This is a genomic window from Lysobacter sp., assembly GCA_013141175.1.
In the GTDB taxonomy this organism is placed as follows: Bacteria; Pseudomonadota; Gammaproteobacteria; order Xanthomonadales; family Xanthomonadaceae; genus Lysobacter_I.
Genome location: JABFRN010000001.1, coordinates 3,668,785 through 3,683,734 on the forward strand (window position 1 = coordinate 3,668,785; position 14,950 = coordinate 3,683,734).

At 65.1% G+C, this 14,950-nt stretch carries 10 protein-coding genes, 1 tRNA gene and 1 pseudogene; 9 read left to right on the top strand and 3 right to left on the bottom strand.

Annotated features, from left to right (window positions below):
* The first annotated feature begins 143 nt into the window (after positions 1–143).
* From HOP03_16175 to HOP03_16205, 7 genes are all read left to right on the top strand, one after another.
* A tRNA-Ser gene (locus tag HOP03_16175) sits at positions 144–233 on the top strand.
* A gap of 20 nt (positions 234–253) precedes the next feature.
* On the top strand, positions 254–916 hold the full coding sequence (locus HOP03_16180; protein NOT89697.1) for a hypothetical protein: 663 nt from the start codon (positions 254–256) through the stop codon (positions 914–916).
* Between the two features lie 218 nt (positions 917–1,134).
* Positions 1,135–1,740, top strand: coding sequence for a hypothetical protein (locus HOP03_16185; GenBank protein ID NOT89698.1), 606 nt, complete (start codon positions 1,135–1,137; stop codon positions 1,738–1,740).
* Between the two features lie 121 nt (positions 1,741–1,861).
* Positions 1,862–3,079, top strand: coding sequence for a beta-aspartyl-peptidase (locus HOP03_16190; protein ID NOT89699.1), 1,218 nt, complete (start codon positions 1,862–1,864; stop codon positions 3,077–3,079).
* A gap of 47 nt (positions 3,080–3,126) precedes the next feature.
* Entirely contained in the window at positions 3,127–3,969 is an 843-nt protein-coding gene (locus tag HOP03_16195) for a cyanophycinase (GenBank protein ID NOT89700.1), read from the top strand.
* Positions 3,970–3,988: 19 nt separating this feature from the next.
* A complete protein-coding gene (gene cphA, locus HOP03_16200) occupies positions 3,989–6,781 on the top strand; it encodes a cyanophycin synthetase (protein NOT89701.1) in 2,793 nt (930 codons plus the stop codon).
* Positions 6,782–6,882: 101 nt separating this feature from the next.
* Positions 6,883–8,583 (top strand): Mur ligase, encoded by a 1,701-nt coding sequence (locus HOP03_16205; protein NOT89702.1) that lies wholly within the window; start codon positions 6,883–6,885, stop codon positions 8,581–8,583.
* Positions 8,584–8,595: 12 nt separating this feature from the next.
* Here HOP03_16205 and HOP03_16210 read toward each other — a convergent pair whose 3' ends face one another.
* Both HOP03_16210 and HOP03_16215 read right to left on the bottom strand, forming a co-directional pair.
* Positions 8,596–9,009: a M28 family peptidase gene (locus HOP03_16210; GenBank protein NOT89703.1), complete on the bottom strand. Its 414-nt coding sequence runs from the start codon at positions 9,007–9,009 to the stop codon at positions 8,596–8,598.
* Positions 8,984–9,511, bottom strand: a pseudogene (locus HOP03_16215) (M28 family peptidase). The gene HOP03_16210 and the pseudogene HOP03_16215 overlap by 26 nt, the downstream one beginning before the upstream one ends.
* A 193-nt stretch (positions 9,512–9,704) precedes the next feature.
* On the opposite strand from HOP03_16215, the gene HOP03_16220 reads away from it, so the two are divergent.
* Positions 9,705–10,352, top strand: a complete 648-nt coding sequence (locus HOP03_16220; protein ID NOT89704.1) for a response regulator transcription factor — start codon at positions 9,705–9,707, stop codon at positions 10,350–10,352.
* Positions 10,353–10,370: 18 nt separating this feature from the next.
* Here HOP03_16220 and rne read toward each other — a convergent pair whose 3' ends face one another.
* Complete coding sequence (gene rne, locus HOP03_16225) at positions 10,371–13,430, bottom strand: ribonuclease E (GenBank protein ID NOT89705.1); 3,060 nt, start codon at positions 13,428–13,430, stop codon at positions 10,371–10,373.
* A gap of 513 nt (positions 13,431–13,943) precedes the next feature.
* On the opposite strand from rne, the gene HOP03_16230 reads away from it, so the two are divergent.
* Positions 13,944–14,921 carry an RluA family pseudouridine synthase gene (locus HOP03_16230; protein ID NOT89706.1) on the top strand — a complete coding sequence of 326 codons (978 nt, stop codon included), beginning with the start codon at positions 13,944–13,946 and terminating at the stop codon, positions 14,919–14,921.
* The last annotated feature ends 29 nt before the right edge of the window (positions 14,922–14,950 follow it).

The following is a 14,950-nucleotide window of genomic DNA, read 5'->3' on the forward strand; positions in this document are numbered from 1 at the left end:
TGCCGCAGTTGAAAAAAATACGGAAGCGTGGCCGAGTGGTTTAAGGCAGCAGTCTTGACTGCGTAGGCCGAAGGCCGGAGCGAACATCGACCGCAGGTCGATGGTCAAACTGCCGATTGTCGAAGATGCACACAATTTAAAACGGAGAGATGGCCGAGTGGTTTAAGGCAGCAGTCTTGAAAACTGCCGTGGGTTTACGCCCACCGTGGGTTCGAATCCCACTCTCTCCGCCATCACACAGAGACGAATGCTGATGTGCGATGCACTTGTATGGTCCTTTGACGCAATAAGGGACATCAGTTGGCTTGAAGCTATGAAATCTATCGCTTCCGTGGCGATGGCAATCATTGCTTTTTTCGCATTAAAAAACTGGCAGCGGCAGGATAAAGCTAAAAGAAATGCGGAATTTCTTGATTCTCTGATTGAGGCTGCTCATGTCTACATTGTGGAAATAGATAAGCCGATAGCGCTCTTTGAGATGACAAAGATCGGCATGGAAAGTTATGCGCCACTGAATGAAAGCGGTGAGGATGCAGACACGGCTATCAAGGGTGCGATCGCCTATATCCAGAAAAATGGGGAGAGGGAAGCTAAGCGTCTTCTAGAGATGCTACAAGCCGCCCAGCCGTCAATGATTAAGCTTAGATCATTGGCAGCAAAAGGACAGGTATTCAAGTTCAAAGATTATGCAAAATGCCAGAATGCAATTGCCATGCTTACATGGAATTATGAAAAGATTGAAGCCTTCGCTGCTGTTGTTGGATCTTCTACATGGAACTGGGAAAATCCTGAGGTAATGAAGAGTTTGAAGGGCGTAATGGCAATTGACGGAAACGAAGTACGTAGCAGTGTTCAAGAGAACAATGTTGCTCTTCTCGAATTCACTCGCGACACATACGAGCGTATATACGGTTAATGCCATGGCTTGTCTATTTGTAGCGAGATTTGGAAGAGTTATTGAGACATCTTGCTTACTACAAACTTGATTCTTCTAAATGGTTTCAAATGGTGAATTGACGACACATGCCTTCCTGAACCAGCCCTCCTGGCATCGATGCTTTGTCGATTTTTTCTTTGCGTGTTCACGCTTCGGCGCGTACGGTGCAGGCACACATCGTCGGAAGGGGAACGAACATGTCGCATCTGAAACTCACGAGTGCCTGCGCTTTGGCTCTGCTGCTGGTCGCAATGGATGCGAGTGCCGGGAAAACCCGCACCAAAAGCAACAACTCGAACGACCGCGTTGCCCCCGAGGGCGTGGTGCTGCAAGAGACCGCAGTCGGGGCCAATGCCTGCGCCACAGGGACCGGCAGCTGGTCGTGGGCAGTATCGTCGGTCAGCACGATGGCTGGAGGTGCCGGGGGCGGTGCCGCAGCCGCCAGCTACGCGCGCACGGCGGATGCGCAAACCGACATCGGCGCGGTCTGCGATGCCGCGCAGTCGGCCATCGATCGGATCAATGCGGACCCCGCCAAACTCGATGCCTTGAATGCCGCGATCGAAGCCCAGGACAACGCTGCCATCGAGACGCTGTTGACCGGCAACGGGCTGTCGAAGCCGCTGGTAGCAGGTGCGCAGTTCCATGCCATCAATACCAAGGGCACCGGAGCCACGAACGGCCGCATGGCCCAGGACATGCCCAACCGCATCAGCATGAATGTCACTGTCGCGCGCGTGGAGGGAAGCCTCAGCATCACCGTCTCCCACAACAAGACCGGCCACGTCACGCTCAATCGCTGAGTCGAAAAAACCGCAACAAAGCCGGATGGGCGGCGGCAGGGGCGACCCGGCTGCGCTAGCACGCGTGCCGCGCATCGATCATGCAGGAGGCTTTGCCGCACCGCTCCCGTTAGAATGTCGGATGCCTATCCGCCCCGCATCCGCAGCCACCTCCCCACTGACCCTGATCCGCAACGCCTCGGTGTTCGCACCCGAGGCCTTGGGGCTGCGCCAGCTGCTGATCGGCGGTGGCCGGATTCTGTGGATCGGCGCCGCTGACGAGATCGCACCGAGCATTGCCGGCCTTGAGGTGATCGATCTGGGCGGCAACCGCCTGATTCCCGGTTTGATCGACGGCCATGCCCACGTCACCGGTGGCGGCGGCGAGGGCGGATTCGCGACCCGGGTACCGCCGGTGCCGTTGTCGCGATTCACCACCGCCGGGGTGACGACCGTGGTCGGGGTGCTCGGTACCGACGACCTCGCACGGACGCCAGGAGAACTGCTGGCTTCCGTTTACGCGCTGCGCGAGCAGGGCCTGGGCGCGTTCGCCTGGTGCGGCGGCTACCACATGCCGCCGGTCACGCTGACCGGCAGCGTTCGTGGCGACATCGTTTATCTCGACCCGGTCATCGGTGTCGGCGAATTGGCGATCAGCGATCACCGCTCCAGCCAGCCCACCTTCGACGAATTCGTCCGCATCGCGTCCGAGGCGCATGTCGCCGGTTTGATGAGCGGCAAGGCCGGCGTGCTGCATCTGCATCTGGGCGATGGCGTGCGCGGCCTCGAACTCGTGCGTCGTGCGCTGGACGACACCGAACTGCCGGCGCGGGTGTTCCATCCCACGCACATCAACCGGCGCAAGGCGCTGTTCGAGGAAGCGCTGGCGCTGGCGCGGCGCGGCTGCACGGTCGATATCACCGCATTCCCGGTCGAAGATGGAGAGGACGCTTGGTCCGCCGTCGAGGCCTGGGAGCGCTACCACGCCTCCGGCGCGCCGGCAGAGCGGCTGACCATCAGTTCCGATGCCGGCGGCTGCCTCCCCACCTTCGACCACGACGGTCGCCTCTGCAAAATGGATGTCGGCAGCGCGCACGCGCTGCTCGACGCCGTGCGTGAACTGCTCGCGCGCGGGCATGCGCTGGATGCGGTGCTGCCGGCGTTCACCCGCAACATTGCGCGCCACCTGCGTCTTGCCGGCAAAGGTGAAATCGCGGTCGGCGCCGATGCCGACCTCGTCGTGCTCGACGCCGACAGCCATGTGTCCGATGTCATGGCGCAGGGCGCCTGGCATCTGCGCAACGGCGCGGTGCTGCGGCGCGGCCTGTTCGAGGACAGCGCCGACCATGCGCGCGGATGACCGGTCCTCCACGAAATCCCCTTTCAGAAAGAATCCCAGGAAGCCAGATGTGTCCCAGTAAAGTCCCCGACGGGGAAGAACGCGGTTGGATCATTCCGATCGGTGGCGCCGAAGAAAAAGAGAACGACCGCGCGATCCTCGCCCGTTTCGTCGAACTCTGCGGCGGTGCCGATGCCGATATCGTGGTGATACCCACGGCGAGCCGGCTCAATGCGACCGGTCCACGCTATGTCGAGATCTTCAACAGCCTCGGCGTCGCCAAGGTCACGGTGATGGATTTCGATACCCGTCGCGATGCCGACGAGCCGCGCCGGGTCGAGCGCATCAACGAAGCGACCGGCGTGTTCTTCACCGGCGGCAATCAGCTGCGGCTCGGGACCCTGCTCGGCGGTACTGCAGTGGCGAAGGCGATCCGGATCTGCAACGCAAGCGGCATGCACGTGGCCGGCACCAGCGCCGGTGCGGCGTTTCTGAGCGAACACATGATTGCGTTCGGCGAAGAGGGCCCGACCCCGATCGCCGGCATGGTGCGCTTGGCGCCGGGTCTCGGCCTGACCAACCGGTTCGTGATCGACCAGCATTTCCGCCAGCGCGACCGTCTAGGCCGGCTGACCGCAGCGCTGGCCTTCAATCCGTTCGCGATCGGCATCGGTCTGGACGAAGACACCGCCGCCTTCATCTCACCGGACAACACGGTGGAAGTGCTGGGCAGTGGCGGGGTGACGGTGGTCGATGCCGCCGGGCTGCAGTTCTCATCGATGGCCCAGGTCAACGAGGGCGAACCGGTCTGCCTGCTGGGCCTGAGCTTCCACATCCTCGTCGCCGGTGCTACGTTCAACCTGCACACGCGCAAGGCTTCGGCAGGCGCGCTGCTCAGGCCCAAGGAATAAACAGGAGAGTCCACCCGTCATGCGCATTCTCGATCGTTCGGTATTCGTCGGCCCCTCGCTGTATGCGCATTTTCCGGTGATCCGGCTGGAGCTGGACCTGGAACGGCTGGAAGCCTGGCCGACCGGAAAGCTCGGCCCGGCCTTCGTCGATGCGCTGGTGGAAGCGCTGCCGGGGCTGGCCGAACACGGCTGCTCCTACCGCACCCCGGGTGGTTTGATCCGGCGGATGAAGGAAGGCGAGGGCACCTGGCTGGGCCACGTGCTGGAACACGTCGCGATCGAACTGCAGAACATGGCCGGCGAAGACGTGACCTTCGGGAAAACCCGCAGCATCGACGACCGCCCCGGCGTGTACTCGGTGGTCTACGAATACGCGCAGCGCGAGGAGGGCATCGAAGCCGGCGAACTGGCGCTGAAACTGCTGCGCTCGCTGCTGCCGCCGGAACTGCGTTCGGCCGATGCGGTACCCGACGACTGGAACTGGCCCGACGCGCGCGACACCTTCATCCGTTACGCCCAGCGCCGTGCGCTGGGGCCGTCGACGATGTCGCTGGTCAAGGCCGCCGAAGACCGCAATATCCCGTGGCTGCGCTTGAACGAACAGTCGCTGGTGCAGTTGGGCCACGGCAAATACCAGCAGCGCATCCAGGCGACGGTGACCGGCAAGACCTCGCACATCGCGGTGGAGCTGGCCAGCGACAAGGAAGAAACCAACAAGATCCTCGGCTCGCTCGGACTGCCGGTGCCGCGCCAGGAACTGGTGCAGAGCGAAGGCGCCGCGCGCCGCGCCGCGCGCAAGATCGGCTTCCCGGTGGTCACCAAACCGTACAACGGCAATCACGGCCGCGGCATTTCGATCCGCCTCCGCACCGATGAGGAAGTGGTCGAAGGCTTCCTGAAGGCGAAGGAGATTTCGCGTTCGGTCATCGTCGAGACCTATCTCGAGGGCGACGATCACCGGCTGCTGGTGGTCAACGGCGAGCTGGTCGCCGCGACCCGGCGCACGCCGGGGCATGTGGTCGGCGACGGCCAGCACTCCGTGCGCGAACTGGTCGATATCGTCAATCAGGATCCGCGTCGCGGCGTCGGCCACGAGAAGGTGCTGACCCGCATCGAACTCGACGCGCAGGCCGAAATGATGATGGCGCGCGAAGACGTGACCGCCGACAGCGTGCCCGAAGCCGGCCGCATCATCTATCTGCGTTCCACCGCCAATCTGTCGACCGGCGGCACCGCGACCGACGTGACCGACATCATCCATCCCGACAACCGCGAAATGGCGGTGCGTGCGATCAAGGCGATCGGTCTGGACGTGGGCGGCGTCGATTTCCTCAGTACCAACATCGCCGAGAGTTACAAGAACATCGGCGGCGGCATCTGCGAAGTGAATGCCGCGCCGGGGTTCCGCATGCACGTGTCGCCGAGCGAAGGCAAGTCGCGCGATGCCGCCGGCCCGGTGATCGACATGCTGTTCCCGCAGGGCACGCCGTCGCGCGTGCCGATCGCGGCGATCACCGGCACCAACGGCAAGACCACCACCTCGCGCATGCTCGCGCACATCGCCAAGATGACCGGCTTCACGCCGGGCCTCACCACCACCGATGGCGTGTACATCGATGGCCAGCGTACGGTCGAAGGCGATATGACCGGGCCGGTGTCGGCGCGCATGGTGCTGGCCGATCCGCAGATCGATTTCGCGGTGCTGGAAACCGCGCGCGGCGGCCTGCTGCGTGCCGGCATGGGCGTACCGAAGGTCGACGTGGGCGCGGTGCTCAACGTGCAGTCCGATCATCTCGGCATGAAAGGGATCGACACGCTGGAGCAGTTGGCCGAGGTCAAACGCATCGTCATCGAAGTGGCCGAAGACTGCGCGGTGCTCAACGCCGACGACCCGAACGTGCTGAAGATGGGCGGCTACACCGACGCCAAAGTGCTTTGCTACGTCACGCTCAATCCTTCGCACGGGCTGGTCCGCGAACACATCCGCGCGGGAGGCCGTGCCTGTGCGCTCGAAGCGGGCGTCAACGGCCAGATGATCACGCTGTACGACAAGGGCAGCCATATCCCGCTGCTGTGGACGCACCTGATTCCGGCGACGCTGGAAGGCAAGGCGCTGCACAACGTGCAGAACGCGATGTTCGCGGCGGCGATGGCCTTTTCGATGGGGATCAAGCTCGATGCGATCCGCCAGGGCCTGCGCACCTTCGACAGCACGTTCTTCCAGGCACCGGGCCGGATGAACGTGTTCAACGAGCATCCGTTCAAGGTGCTGTTCGACTATGGCCACAACGCGCACGCGGTCGCGGCGATGGCCGATCTCGCCCAGCGGCTCGAAGTGACCGGTCGCCGGATCGTGGTGGTCGCCGGTCCCGGCGATCGTCGCGATGAAGACCTGCGCGAGATCGCCAAGGCCGTGGCCGGCGGTTTTGATCACTACATCTGTCGCCGCGACGACGGTCTGCGCGGGCGCGCGCCGGACGAAGTGCCGAAGCTGATCGCCGCGACCCTGCGCGAACAGGGTGTCGCCGATCACCAGATCAGCATCATCCCCGACGAACAGGACGCGATCGACGCCGGATTGCGCATGGCCCAGGCCGGCGACGTGCTGCTGGTCTTCGCCGATACGCTGGTGCGCTCATGGAAGCAGATCATCAAGTTCAAGCCCGAGGGCGTGGCCGAGAAAGTGGCGGTCGTCGCTGCGGCGAACGTCGATGCGGAGGAGACGACGGAGCCGCACTTCTCGCCCGAACAGTGGGAAGGCGTGAGCCGCGACGAGCGCGGCATCTTCATCTCGCGGGAGAGCGACGACTGAGCGCCGTGATCGGATTGTCGGGCGAGCCGCCGTTCGAGGATTCGCGGCGGCTCACCGGATCGAATGTTTATTTCGCAGGCTGCGGCGCTGCGCTGGAAACCATGGGCCCGCAGGCGCGCGATCCGGTCGCCCTCGCGGCGTGGTGGATGCGCGCCAACGCGGCGCGCGAAGCGCTGGGCTGGGCGGCCACCGAACCGGTGGTGCGCGTGCACCGCACGGCGACGTCGCTGGCCTTCACCGCCCCTGCGGATCAGCTCTACACCGCGACCGAAATCAACGAATGGGCGTGGTGCGCCAGCGTGGCCTTCCACGACTTCCACGCGCCCGGGCATCCGTCCACGCACGACACCGCGTCCGCGCTGCATACCTTGCAGCGTTTCGCGGCGGAAGAGCGCTGCCCGGATGCGATCGCATTGCTCGATGCCGCGCGGGCGCACGGCGTGCCGGCGCTGCACGACGACGATGCCCTGAGCCTCGGCCTCGGTAAGCATGGGCGGACATGGCCGATCGACGCATTGCCGTCGGTGGGCGATGTGCCGTGGACGACGCTCGGCACGATTCCCGCCGCGCTGGTCACCGGTTCCAACGGCAAGACCACCACCGTGCGCCTGATCGCGGCGATGCTGCGTGCGCAAGGGCTGCGCACCGCGCATTCCTGCACCGACGGCCTGTTCGTCGGTGGCGGCGCGAGCGATGCCGCCGATGTCGAACGCCTCGAAAGCGGCGACTATTCCGGCCCGACCGGCGCGCGCCAACTGCTGCGACGCACCGACGTCGAAGCCGCCGTGCTCGAAACCGCGCGCGGTGGCCTGCTGCGCCGCGGCCTGGCGCTGGCCGACGCGGATGTCGCGGTCGTCACCAATATCAGCGCCGATCACTTCGGCGAATACGGCGTGCATTCGGTCGAGGATCTGGCTGCGGTCAAGCTCACGGTGGCGCGCGCAGTCGCAGGCGAGCGCGCATCCGGCGGTTGGCTGGTGCTGAATGCGGACGATCCGCTGCTCCGCGCGCAGGGACCGCAGACGGCGCCGCGCATTGCGTGGTTCGCGGTCGACGATCAAGCGTTACCGGCGGATGCGATGGCGCTGCCGCGCTGCGCAACGCGCGATGGCCGCCTGTTGCTGGACGATGGCGTCGAAACGCTCGATCTCGGCGCCATCGCCGCGATGCCGCTGACGCTCGGCGGTCGCGCTCGCCACAACATCGCGAACATCGCTGCGGCTGCGCTCGCAGCGATGCTGATGGGCGTGTACGTGGAGACGATCCGCAAGGTGCTCGCGGAGTTCGGCCGCAGCCATGCCGACAACCCCGGCCGCCTGCAGCACTGGGCGTTCGCGGGCATCGAAATATTCCTCGACTACGCCCACAACCCCGATGGCATGACGGCGCTGCTCGACATCGCACAGGCGCGACGCGGCGATGGGCGGATGGCGCTGTTGCTCGGCCAGGCCGGCAATCGCGGCGACGAACAGGTGCGGGAATTGGCGGCGGTCGCCGCGCGTTACGCGCCGGATCTCGTGGTGGTGAAGGATATCGACGGCTACCTGCGCGGGCGCGAAGCAGGCGAGGTCGCGCAGGTCATCCGCGATGCATTGCTGCGACACGGCCTGTCCGAATCCGCGCTGCCGGTGCGCCTGCGCGAAGCCGATGCCGCGCGCGAAGCCCTGGCCTGGGCGCGGCCGGGCGATGTGCTGGTGCTGCCGGTGCACAGTCTCGACGCGAAAACCGAAGTCGCGGGTCTGCTGGATGCGCTGCAGGCGAGCGGCTGGCTGCCGGGACAGGCATTGCCCGACGCCGGCTGAGCGGGAGTGTACTTACTGCGTCTGCGCGTCCCACGCGCGGATCGCGGCTTCCACGGCATCGATGCCTTTCGCCGCCGCCGCATCGTCGATATGCGCCATGGTGTCGTTGTCGGTATGGATCACCTTCATCGCTTTCGGCACCCGCAGGGGCTTCCGTCCCTCGAACATGCCGATGATGCCCGGGATTTCGTCGCCGCCGACCAGCGAGTAGGAGACTGCCGGCCAACCTGCCTTGAGAAACGGGATGTGGTCGCTGGGTGGATAGCGATCGCCGGCAACGATCCGCATCCGCTGCGCCTGCGCAGCGTCGTGGCTGGCGGCGACCAGCGGATGCGCGGCATCGCGGCGCATCAGCCATAGGGTGTCGCCCCAGCCGAACACGTCGAAGTTGATGTAGAGCGCGGGCTTTCCGGCGTTTTTTTTCATCGTTCTGTTCGATATACGCATGGGCGCCGAGCAGCCCGCGTTCTTCGAGGTCCCAGAACGCGGCCTTGACCCGATGGTGCACGAGCGGCCGACGTTTCAGACGTTCGGCCAGCGCCAGCACGGCAGCGCTGCCCGTAGCGTTGTCGGTGGCGCCACGACCGGCATGGACACGGTCGGAGTGCGCGCCGATCAGCAGCAGCGGCGCCTCGGCAGGACCGCCGACATCGGCGATCAGATTCTCGCCCTGCAGATTGCCGGACACGAACGGCTGTGCGGCGACCGCCATTCCGGCGTTGAGCAGACGCTGATGCAGATACGCGCGGCGTCCGGCGTTGTCCTCGGCATCGGCCATGCGGCGGACGTCCATATGCCAGGTGCCGTGCGCGGTGTTCTTCGTGATGTCGCGATGAGCGGGCGCGCGTGGTTGGCTGGACGCGCAGGCGGCGACCAGCAAAGCCGGGAGTGCGATCGTACCGATCAGTGCGAGGCGGCATACGGACATGTTGATCGGGACCAGCAGGCGAAAGGCAGGAGCGTGCCAGAGAAACCGGGCGGGGTGCGGTGCCGGAAGTCACCGGCCCCGGATGCGCCGACCCGGGGTAGGCATTTTCCTACCCCGTAAAGCGGCGAAGTCCGCTTGTCCGCATCGGCGGCCTTGCCTAGTCTGTGCGCAGGACGACTCCACAGGGACCGACATGACGATCCGCGTATTCCTTCTCGACGATCACGCGCTGGTGCGCAGCGGCATGCGCATGATGCTCTCGGCCGAAACCGATATCGACGTGGTCGGCGAAGCCGACACCGGCGAGATCGCGCTGCCGATGATCCGCAAGCTCATGCCCGACATCGTGTTGTGCGACCTGCATCTGCCCGGCATCAGCGGCCTCGAAGTCACCGAGCGCATCGTCAAGGGCGACTATGGCTGCAAGGTCGTGGTGGTGTCGGTGCTGGAAGACGGACCGATTCCGAAACGATTGATCGAAGCCGGCGCGTCCGGCTATGTCGGCAAGGCCGGCGACGCGGCCGAGCTGTTGCGTGCGGTGCGCGATGTCGCTCGCGGCAAGCGCTTCCTGGCCAACGGTGTGGCCCAGCACTTGGCGCTGGCGGGTATCGGTGGCGGAGCGTCGCCGTTCGACAGCCTGTCGCCGCGCGAGTTGGAAGTGGCGATGCTGTTGGCGCAGGGCCTGCGTCAGGAAGAGATCGCGAAGCGGCTCAGCCTCAGCGCCAAGACCGTCAACACGCACAAGGCGCGTCTGTTCGAGAAACTGGAGATCCAGGACAGCATCGCGCTGGCCCGGCTGTGTTCGCAATACGGGTTGAGCGATCCCGCGCGCGTCGTGTGACGCGCGCGGGGCGACCCATCAAGCTTTGAGGCTGTCGGTGTCGTCGCTGGAGGCGTCGTCGGTGCCGGAAACCGCCACCGTGGCATCCGGTAAAGGATCGAACAACTGCAGACCGATACCGTACTGCGGCGCCGCGATGTCGTTGGCGAGTTCTGCCGCGACTTCCGGCGCAGCGACGATCACCGCAGGCTCCGCAACGGGTGTCGCAGCTGGCGCAGAAACGAATTCCACGACCGGTGCTTCCACGGGGACCGCCGCGACCGGAACCGCTTCGGCAGCGGGTGCGTCGATGATTTCGGCGGCGTGGGGCACGACAGGTGCCGTCTCGGCAATGCTTGTTTCGACAGTATCCGTCTGGATTGCGGCTGTCTCGACAGCGGCCAGTTCTGCGGGGGCAGGCTCAATGGCGGCGATGGTGCGCTCGACCGGTACGGTTTCGATCACGGGCTCTGCTTCGATCCGCGCGGGCGCGGGCGCCATCGACGTCTCGGCTGCAGGCGCAGGCGGTGCGACTTCGACGGCAACGGGTGCAGTGGCGACGACAGGCGCGCGCTCCGCGACAGGCAGATCGTCGAAATCGAACTCGGGCTGATTGCGATCGACGGCGGACTGGGGCTCGTCGCTGGTCAACGCATCGTCGGCCATGACTTCGCCGGCAACGGCGCCTTCGCCATTGCCACGACGACGACGGCGACCGCCACGACGACCGCGACGACGACGGCTGCTGCCGTCCTGTGCGGCGTCATCGCCGCCGTCGGCTGCGAATTCCTGATCGCCCATCTGCGCATCATCGGTCGTCGTCGCTGCGGTATCGATCTCACCGGTCGACAACATTGCTGCAGTCGTCAACGGTACGACCGGCTGCAGCGCAATCGCTTCGATCGGCGGCAGTGCCTGTGGCTTCGGCGCTTCGGCCGCAGCGGCCACCGCACGCTCTTCGCGACGGGGTTTGTCGGGATTCGCGGCTTTGGGCAGCTGTTGTTGCGGCTGCGGCTGCGGCGATGGCGGTTGAGGCGGGTTTTGAGGTGGCCGCGGCTGCCCTTGTTTCTGCTGCTGCGGCTGCTGCTGACGTGGCGCTTGCGGCTGGCGCGGTTCGCCTTGCTGCGGCTTCGGTGCCTGGCCCTGTGGCGCGTTGCGCCGCTGATCGTCGCGGCGCTCATCCCGGCGCTGATCGCGCTGGCCTTTTGGACCACGCTCATCCCGGCGCTGATCGCGACGCGGACTACCGTTGCGGTCCGGACGTTCGTTGCGATCGCGACCCTGCTGAGAACCGGACTGCGGACGGCTGGGGGCCGGAGCGGGCGATGGCTCACTGCCGAACAGACCTTTCAACCAACCCATGAAGCCACCGGGCTTGGCGGCCGGGGTGGGCTGCGCGAACGCAGGTGCGGGGACCGACGCCTGTTGCGGCTGCGCTTGCACTGCGGCTGCGCGGGGCGCTTCCTCGCGCTCCTCCCGGTCTTCGCGCATCGGTGCGGGACGCGCCGGTTTGACGTTGGTCACGGCCGGCGCTGCAGGCACATTGAGGTTCGCCTTCGTCAGCGCGATCGTCGCCAGCTTGCGCGGCGTGCCGCGCTGGTAGCTCGGCTTCGAAGTCTCTTCGGTCAGCTCGTTCTCGCGGATGCGGGTGACTTCGTAATGCGGCGTGTGCAGCGATTCGTCGGCGACGATCACGATCGGCGAGTCGTGGCGCTTCTCGATCTCGCTCAGTGCGCGGCGCTTTTCATTGAGCAGATAGTTGGCGATCTCCACCGGGACCTGTACCAGCACCTGGCCGGTGTTGTCCTTCATCGCGTGCTCTTCGGTGAGCCGGATGATCGACAGCGACAGCGATTCGATGCTGCGCATGCGGCCATGACCGTCGCAGCGCGGGCAGACGAGCTGGCTGGATTCGCCGAGGCTCGGGCGCAGGCGCTGGCGTGACATCTCCATCAGGCCGAACTTGGAAATGCGGCCGAGCTGGACGCGGGCGCGGTCGTGCTTCAGCGCCTGGGCGAGGCGGTTTTCGACGTCGCGCTGGTGCTTGTTCGACGCCATGTCGATGAAGTCGATCACGACCAGACCGCCCAGATCGCGCAGACGCATCTGGCGCGCGACTTCATCCGCCGCTTCGAGGTTGGTGTTGAACGCGGTCTCCTCGATGTCGCCGCCCTTGGTGGCGCGCGAGGAGTTCACGTCGACAGCGGTCAGCGCTTCGGTCTGATCGATCACCAGCGAACCGCCGGAAGGCAGGCGGACCGAGCGCTCGTAGGCGTTCTCGATCTGCGATTCGATCTGGAAGCGGTTGAACAGCGGGGTGTCGTCGGTGTACGTCTTGAGCTTGCGCAGGTTCTGCGGCATCACCTGCTCGACGAACTCTTTCGCTTCTTCGTACATCTCCGGCGTGTCGACCAGGATCTCGCCGATATCGGCGCGCATGTAGTCGCGCAGCGCGCGGATGATCAGGCGCGATTCCTGGTAGATCAGGAACGGAGACGGTTTCTTCAGCGCGGCTTCGGCGATGGCTTTCCAGACGCTGAGCAGGTAGTCGAGATCCCACTGCAGCTCTTCGGCATCGCGACCGACGCCTGCGGTGCGGATGATGACGCCCATTTCATCGGGAATCGCGAGCACATCCATCGCCGCCTTCAATGCGGCGCGGTCGTCGCCTTCGATCCGGCGCGAGACGCCACCGGCGGTGGGCGAGTTCGGCATCAGCACCATGTAACGGCCGGCCAGCGAAATGAACGTGGTCAGCGCCGCGCCCTTGTTGCCGCGCTCTTCCTTGTCGACCTGGACGACGATTTCCTGGCCTTCGCGCAGGAGTTCCTTGATGCCGGCCTTGTGATGGTCCACACCGGCCTGGAAGTAGTCGCGCGAAATTTCCTTCAAAGGCAGGAAGCCGTGCTTTTCCCCGCCGTATTCGACGAAGGCCGCTTCCAGCGACGGTTCGAGCCGGGTGATCCGGCCTTTGTAGATGTTGGACTTCTTCTGTTCCTTGGACGGCCGTTCGATATCGATGTCGTAAAGCGTCTGGCCGTCGACGATCGCGACGCGCAGTTCTTCTGCCTGCGTCGCATTGATCAGCATGCGTTTCATGGTCTTGCGTTCCTCACGCGCATCAACCCCGCTCGAGAGCGGGCGCGCGGAACGCCATGGGCGTTTTCGCCTCTGGAGACTGCCGGCGGCACCGTCGCGCGCTTGTCCCGTCCGGAGGCGGGCCTGCCGATCGGCAGGCGCGCGGCATGCGCCGCTTGAAGTATTCCAGCGCTGCAACACCACGGCGAACCGCGGGAGCGCTTGTTGTTCTCAACGTGTTACAGGCCGGCTGCCTGCGTCGGCTGCGCTTGGGGCGCGACGATGCGGCGGCACGGGACGTGTTCAGCACGAGTGTCTGACGCACCCGGCGATAACCGGCTTTGCCGACAAGCCGCTAACATGGCCGCCCCGAGGGCGGTGGTCGCGTACTGCATCGGATATCGCGGAGGAGGCGGGCTTTCGGCCCATTCGAGCGACGAGACGCCAAAGCGTCTTTGTCGCTAACTCCCTGCGAAATCAACCCCTTATATCGCGCGGCGAGTGTAACAGATCACCACCCCGGATCACGACCCCATGACTGAACCAGCGCATTCCCCACCACCGGCGGGCAAGGTCCGCCTTGTCCGTATCGACGAGGACCGGGCCGACCAGCGGCTGGACAATTTCCTGTTCGGTCAGCTCAAGGGCGCACCCAGGTCATTGATTTACAAGATCATCCGCAGTGGTCAGGTGCGCGTGAACGGCGGTCGGGCCAAGGCCGAAACCCGGTTGGAGGACGGCGACGAGGTACGGATTCCACCAGTGCGGTTGGCCGAGCCGGGCGAAAAGGGCACGCCGGCGCGCGGCCTGCTGGATGCCATGGCCGCCAGTATCGTGTTCGAGGACGCCCGGCTTCTGGCGATCAACAAGCCGACCGGCGTCGCCAGCCACGGCGGCAGCGGGATCAGTTTCGGCGTGATCGAGACCCTTCGCGCCCTGCGCCCGAAGGAAACGCTGGAGCTGGTCCACCGGCTGGATCGCGATACTTCCGGTCTGATGATCATCGCCAAGAAGCGTTCGGCCCTGCTCGAGCTGCAGGCGCTGATGCGCGAAAGCGATGCCGACGACGGCCGCGGGATCGCCAAACGCTATCTGACCCTGCTGGTCGGACGGATGCCCGACGGCACCATGAGCGTCGACGCGCCGCTGCATATCGGCCTGCGCCAGGGCGGCGAGCGCCATGTCCAGGTCCACGCTGGCGGCAAGGCTTCGCTCAGTCATTTCCGGGTACTGGAGCGTCGCGGCGGACATTCCTATTGCGAAGTGCGGATCGAGACCGGCCGGACCCATCAGATCCGCGTCCACGCGCAGCACATCGGCCATCCGGTTGCGGGCGACGACAAATACGGCGACCCGGAAGTCAACAAACGCCTGCGCGAACAGCTCGGCCTGAAGCGGCTGTTCCTGCATGCCGCATCGCTGGAATTCGCATTGGACGGCGGTCGCGTGCCGTATGCGCTGGACGCGCCGTTGGCGACGGAGCTGGTGGATGCGTTGGATCGGTTGGGGTGATGCGGGGGGCGGCATCTGAAAACGGTGCG

Excerpts from the sequence above, each read along its gene's own strand:
- HOP03_16180 (NOT89697.1), top strand. The coding sequence starts at position 254 with ATGTGCGATGCACTTGTATGGTCCTTTGACGCAATAAGGGACATCAGT.
- HOP03_16185 (NOT89698.1), top strand. The coding sequence starts at position 1,135 with ATGTCGCATCTGAAACTCACGAGTGCCTGCGCTTTGGCTCTGCTGCTG.
- HOP03_16190 (NOT89699.1), top strand. The coding sequence starts at position 1,862 with ATGCCTATCCGCCCCGCATCCGCAGCCACCTCCCCACTGACCCTGATC.
- HOP03_16195 (NOT89700.1), top strand. The coding sequence starts at position 3,127 with ATGTGTCCCAGTAAAGTCCCCGACGGGGAAGAACGCGGTTGGATCATT.
- cphA (NOT89701.1), top strand. The coding sequence starts at position 3,989 with ATGCGCATTCTCGATCGTTCGGTATTCGTCGGCCCCTCGCTGTATGCG.
- HOP03_16205 (NOT89702.1), top strand. The coding sequence starts at position 6,883 with ATGGGCCCGCAGGCGCGCGATCCGGTCGCCCTCGCGGCGTGGTGGATG.
- HOP03_16210 (NOT89703.1), bottom strand. The coding sequence starts at position 9,009 with ATGAAAAAAAACGCCGGAAAGCCCGCGCTCTACATCAACTTCGACGTG.
- HOP03_16220 (NOT89704.1), top strand. The coding sequence starts at position 9,705 with ATGACGATCCGCGTATTCCTTCTCGACGATCACGCGCTGGTGCGCAGC.
- rne (NOT89705.1), bottom strand. The coding sequence starts at position 13,430 with ATGAAACGCATGCTGATCAATGCGACGCAGGCAGAAGAACTGCGCGTC.
- HOP03_16230 (NOT89706.1), top strand. The coding sequence starts at position 13,944 with ATGACTGAACCAGCGCATTCCCCACCACCGGCGGGCAAGGTCCGCCTT.